Source organism: Kitasatospora sp. NPDC059747, from assembly GCF_042732955.1.
Classification (GTDB): domain Bacteria; phylum Actinomycetota; class Actinomycetes; order Streptomycetales; family Streptomycetaceae; genus Kitasatospora.
On the sequence record NZ_JBHWGV010000234.1, the window covers coordinates 1 to 5,311 of the forward strand.

The 5,311-nt window shown below is 71.2% G+C and carries 3 protein-coding genes and 2 pseudogenes; all 5 read left to right on the forward strand.

The genetic code is table 11. The annotated features are described in order from the left end of the window. Window positions 1-94, forward strand: a pseudogene (locus ACFV4G_RS42860) (roadblock/LC7 domain-containing protein); the annotation flags it as partial. A 162-nt stretch (window positions 95-256) separates the two neighbouring features. After that, entirely contained in the window at window positions 257-937 is a 681-nt protein-coding gene (locus ACFV4G_RS42865; protein WP_380448991.1) for a DUF742 domain-containing protein, read from the forward strand. Beyond that, window positions 918-1,502 carry an ATP/GTP-binding protein gene (locus ACFV4G_RS42870; protein WP_350526745.1) on the forward strand — a complete coding sequence of 195 codons (585 nt, stop codon included), beginning with the start codon at window positions 918-920 and terminating at the stop codon, window positions 1,500-1,502. Before ACFV4G_RS42865 ends, ACFV4G_RS42870 begins: the two co-directional genes overlap by 20 nt. Before the next feature lie 350 nt (window positions 1,503-1,852). Further along, window positions 1,853-5,209 carry a nitrate- and nitrite sensing domain-containing protein gene (locus ACFV4G_RS42875; protein WP_380448993.1) on the forward strand — a complete coding sequence of 1,119 codons (3,357 nt, stop codon included), beginning with the start codon at window positions 1,853-1,855 and terminating at the stop codon, window positions 5,207-5,209. A gap of 10 nt (window positions 5,210-5,219) precedes the next feature. Then, window positions 5,220-5,311 (forward strand): annotated as a pseudogene (locus ACFV4G_RS42880) (roadblock/LC7 domain-containing protein); the annotation flags it as partial.

The following is a 5,311-nucleotide window of genomic DNA, read 5'->3' on the forward strand; positions in this document are numbered from 1 at the left end:
CGTCGGCTACGAGATGGCCCTGCTCGTCGACCGCGCAGGCGCCGTCCTCACCCCCGCACTCCGCGCAGAACTCCAGGGCAGTCTCCTGCACTGACGGTTCGTCGGATACCGTCCAGGTATTCGAAGCACCTCCGCGTCCCTCCCGGGCCCGCTTCGGCGGGCTCGGGTTCGGACGTTGTACGGCCTTCGCACCACAGGCTCCGGACTCGTTCCGGGGCTCGCACCGCAACCGCCGCACCTTGTGAGGAGAGGAACCGTGACACCGCCCGACGACCGCAGCGGCCAGTACGGTGGCGTTCCGTACCCTGGCACGGGCCATGACGCCTTCGGAGCACCCGGCGTCGGCCACGGTCAGCCGTACGGCCGGCCGCAGTTCGGCCAGGAGTACGGCCAGCCGCCGTACGGTCAGCAGCAGGAGCAGTACGGCCGGCCCGGCCAGTACGCCCAGCCCGGCCAGTACGCCCCGCAGCCGCAGCCCTCCTTCGACATGCCGCCGCCCGGCTACCCGGTCCCGCCGGCCGGACCCGGCCACGCGCCCGGCCACCACCCGGCCCAGGACCCCGGGCACGTCGAGGAGTTCGAGGACGAACCCGACTCCGGCCCGCTGATCCGGCCGTTCGCGATGACCGGCGGCCGCACCCGGCCCCGCTACGAACTCGCGCTGGAGGCCCTCGTCTCCGCCGACGTGGACCCGCAGCGCCTGGCCACCCTGCTCCCCGAGCACCAGCGGATCTGCACCCTGTGCACGGAGGTCAAGTCCGTCGCCGAGGTGTCGGCGCTGCTCTCCCTCCCGCTGGGAGTCGCGCGCATCCTCGTGGCCGACCTGGCCGAGGCCGGCCTCGTCGCCATCCACCAGCCCGCTTCCGGAGGCGAATCCGGAAACCAGCCCGACGTCACGCTGCTCGAAAGGGTCCTCAGTGGACTTCGCAAGCTCTAACGCGGCCGCCCCCACCCGCGCCACCACCTCCGCGAAGATCGTCGTCGCGGGCGGCTTCGGTGTCGGCAAGACCACGCTCGTCGGCGCCGTCTCCGAGATCAACCCCCTGCGCACCGAAGCCGTCATGACCTCGGCCTCCGCCGGCATCGACGACATCAGCCACGTCTCCGGCAAGACGACCACCACCGTCGCCATGGACTTCGGCCGCATCACCCTCGACGAAGACCTCATCCTCTACCTGTTCGGCACCCCCGGACAGGACCGCTTCTGGTTCATGTGGGACGACCTCGTCCGCGGCGCCATCGGCGCCGTCGTCCTCGTCGACACCCGCCGCCTCGCCGACTGCTTCCCCGCCCTCGACTACTTCGAGAACAGCGGACTGCCCTTCGTCGTCGCCCTCAACGGCTTCGACGGACACCAGCCCCACACCCCCGACGAAGTCCGCGAAGCACTCCAACTCGGCGCCGACACCCCCGTCATCACCCTCGACGCCCGCCGCCGCGACAGCGCCAAGAGCGCCCTCATCACCCTCGTCGAACACGCCCTCCTCGCCCGACTCCGCTAGCCGACGCGGGGCTGCTTACCGGCAGGTGTCCGGCGGGGGCACCGCGCAAGACCCGCTCATAAGCGGTGGATAACGGTTCGGTAGGCATTTTGTGATCAACAGTGACGCTACGTGGCCGAATCACGTCACTCAGCGCCAGAAGACCACGGTTTTGCGCCGTCATGTCGGCGAATGTCCAGATTGTGCCGACGCGGGCGGCATGCGGGGTCTGTTTGTCCCCCATCCCTGCACGTGCTGAAATTCCAGCTACCCCTGTCGCTTTTCCCGCCCGGCCCACCGGCGGCGGAGCGTGGCCCGGGGCAGCGCTGGATTGATCCATGGCCGGCTGTCGGCCGAGAGGTAGTTGTCGAGTGAGGCGTAAGCAGCAACCCGCCCCGCAGCGGCGCTCCGAGCCCCGCCAGAGCGAGCCGAACGGTACCGCGACGGAATCGGCCGGATTCTCCGCGTTCACCCCGACCGAGGAGCGTTCACAGGCACCACAGCCCGTGAAGCCCGCGGTCGGCCCGAAGGAGCCCCGCAGCGGCGGCTCCACGGGTTCGACGGGCTCCGAGAGCTCCAGCCGCTACGACTTCCTCAGGCCGCGCAACTGGCGCGTGCCGACGCGTCTGATCGCGATCCTCCTGATCCCGGTCATCATCAGCCTCGTGTTCGGCGGCCTCCGCGTGAACACCTCGGTCGACGGCTACATCAAGGCGTCCCGCGCCGAGAAGACCGCCGAGCTCGCCAAGGCGGCCACCGAACTCGCCGAGGCGCTCGAGAACGAGCGCGACAAGACGCTGATACCCCTCCTCACCAAGCAGGACCCGGACGGCACGGTCGCCAAGACCCGCGCCACCACGGACGCCGCGCTGAAGGCCTACAACGCCGCCTACGACGCGTCCGACAAGTCCGGCGAGCTCCCGCGCCGCCACCAGGCCTTCCAGGACCTCGTGGTCAACCTGCCGCACCTGCGCGCCAGCGCGTACGGCCAGGAGCTGTTCGCCAGCGCCACCGCGAACGCGTACTCGACGCTGTTCGCCCCGCTGCTCGCGTACGACAACTCGGTCGGCCTCGGCTCCACGAACGCGGCCAGCAAGGGCCGCGCGATCTACGCCATGTCGCTGGCCAAGGCCGCGTCCTCGTCCCAGCGCGCGCTCATGCTGCACCTGCTCGTGGGCATCGGGTCGAACTCGGTGACCCGCTACGAGAACCAGGACCTCACCCTGCAGGTCGTGGTCTCGGAGAAGCTCGAACAGACCGCGATCACCGAGTTCACCACCGGTAGCGACCCGGTCGACGCCAAGAAGTACGCCGACGCACAGGTCGCCCTGGCCACCGCGCAGGACCGCTCGGCGTACAAGATGCCCGACGGCCGCGCGCCGACCATGCAGTCGCTGCTGAACCTCGCCTCCGCCTACAGCCAGGCCGCCGCCGACGGCCAGACGAAGGGCAAGGCCGCCGCCGACGCCGCCTTCAAGGAGGCCAAGGACGCCGGTCTGACCCCGGAGAACTGGAACCAGGCTGCCGCCACGCACATCCAGGCGCTGCGCAACACCGAAGTCGCGCTCCTCGACGACGTGCTCACGGACTCCCGGAACCTCAAGGACAACGCGCTCTACGACGCCATCCTCAACACGGTCATCGTCGTCGCCGCGCTCATCCTGGCCGGGCTGCTCACCGGTTACGTCGCCCGCTCGATGATCCTCGGCATGCGCACCCTGCGCAGCGCCGCCCTGGAGATCGCCGACAACCGCCTGCCGGACCTCGTCGAGAAGCTCTCCAAGACCGACCCCGAGCGGGTCGACACCTCCGTCGCCCCGATCCCGCTGCACGGCAAGGACGAGATCGGCGAGGTCGCCCGGGCGTTCGACCAGGTCCACCGCCAGGCCGTCGAGCTCGCCGCCGAGCAGGCGCTGCTGCGAGGCAACGTCAACGCGATCTTCACCAACCTGTCGCGCCGCAGCCAGGGCCTCATCCAGCGCCAGCTGGCGCTGATCACGGACCTGGAGAACAACGAGGCCGACCCGGACCAGCTGGAGAACCTCTTCAAGCTGGACCACCTCGCGACCCGCATGCGCCGCAACGGCGAGAACCTCCTCGTCCTCGCGGGCGAGGAGGCCGGCCGCCGCTGGAACACCCCGGTCCCGCTGGTCGACGTGCTCCGCGCCGCCGCGTCCGAGGTGGAGCAGTACGAGCGCGTCGAGCTGTCCGGCATCCCGGAGGTCGAGATCGTCGGCGCCGCCGTGACCGACCTCGTCCACCTGCTCGCCGAGCTGCTGGAGAACGCCACCTCGTTCTCCAGCCCGCAGACCCGGGTGCTGGTCAACGCGACCCGCCTGCCGGACGGCCGCGTGCTGGTCGAGATCCACGACAAGGGCATCGGCCTCACCGCCGACGACTTCGCCGAGATCAACGAGAAGCTGGCCGAGCCGCCAACGGTCGACGCCACCATCTCCCGCCGCATGGGCCTGTTCGTGGTCGGCCGGCTCTCCCAGCGGCACGACATCCGCGTCCAGCTCCGCCCGTCCGGCGAGTCGGCCGGCACCACCTCGCTCGTCATGCTCCCGCCGTTCGTCACCAAGGGCGGCCCGGCGCCGGAGCCCGAGGAGCAGTTCACCGTCTCGCGGATCTTCGCCGAGCAGGAGCCGGCCTCCGAGTGGGCCCCCGACGGCCGCGCCCGCAGCGCCGCCGAGCTGGGCTTCGACGACCACCTGACCGGCATCGGCAACGCCGGCTCCTCCGGCTTCAGCCCGGCCCTGGAGTCCGTCCAGCGCTCCCAGCGCCTCGACCAGGTGCGCCGCGCCGCGCTGGAGGCCTCCCCGTACGGGGACGCCGAGCAGCCGGTCCTGGACGCCGAGGTCGAGGAGGAGTACCCGCAGCAGGGCTACGACCAGTACGCCCCGCAGCAGGGCTACCAGCAGCCCTACGCCGACGACCAGTACGGCTACGGGCAGCAGGACGGCTACGGCCAGGACGCGTACGGCCAGTACCCGCAGCAGGGCTACGACCAGTCGGGCTACGCGGACGACCAGTACGCGCAGCAGGACTACCAGGGCCAGGGCTACCAGGGCTACGACGACGGCTACGCCGGCGACCAGTACGCCCACCAGGCCCAGGACGCCCCGGCCGGCCACCCGTACGCCCCGGAGCCGCCCGCGCTGCCCGCCGCCGAGGCCCCCGCCACCCTGCCGTCCGGGCTGCCGCAGCGCCGCCCCGGCCAGCAGCTGGCCACCGGCGGCCCGGTCGGGACGCCCGCGCCCGCCGGGGCCAACGGCGAGACCCCGAACTGGTTCGCCGGCGCCAAGGACACCTCGTCGCCCGCCGAGTCGCGCGGACACGACGTGTCGGCGCTCGGCGGCTACGGCCCGACCGGCCCGACCGCCAACTCCGCCTGGCAGTCGCCGAACGACAACGCCTGGCAGCGGGCCGAGCAGCTGCGCGAGCCCTCGTCCGCCGGCACCACCCAGTCCGGCCTGCCGCGCCGCGTGCCCAAGCAGAACCTGGTGGCCGGCAACGCCAAGCCCACCCCGCAGGACGGGCCGCAGGTCTCCCGCAGCCCCGAGGAGGTCCGTGGCCGTCTCACGAACCTGCGCCGCGGCGTGGAGCAGGGCCGCACCGCCGGCAACACCGGAAGCTTCCGGATCGACCCCGATCAGGTAGACCAGTCCGGCAACGGACAGAACCGGAGCACCGATCTCTTCGGCGGCTCGAACCACCAGGAGCGTTGAGTTGACTCAGATGAGCCAGGCCGCACAGAACCTGAACTGGCTGATCACCAATTTCGTGGACAACACCCCCGGGGTGTCCCACACCGTGGTGGTCTCCGCGGA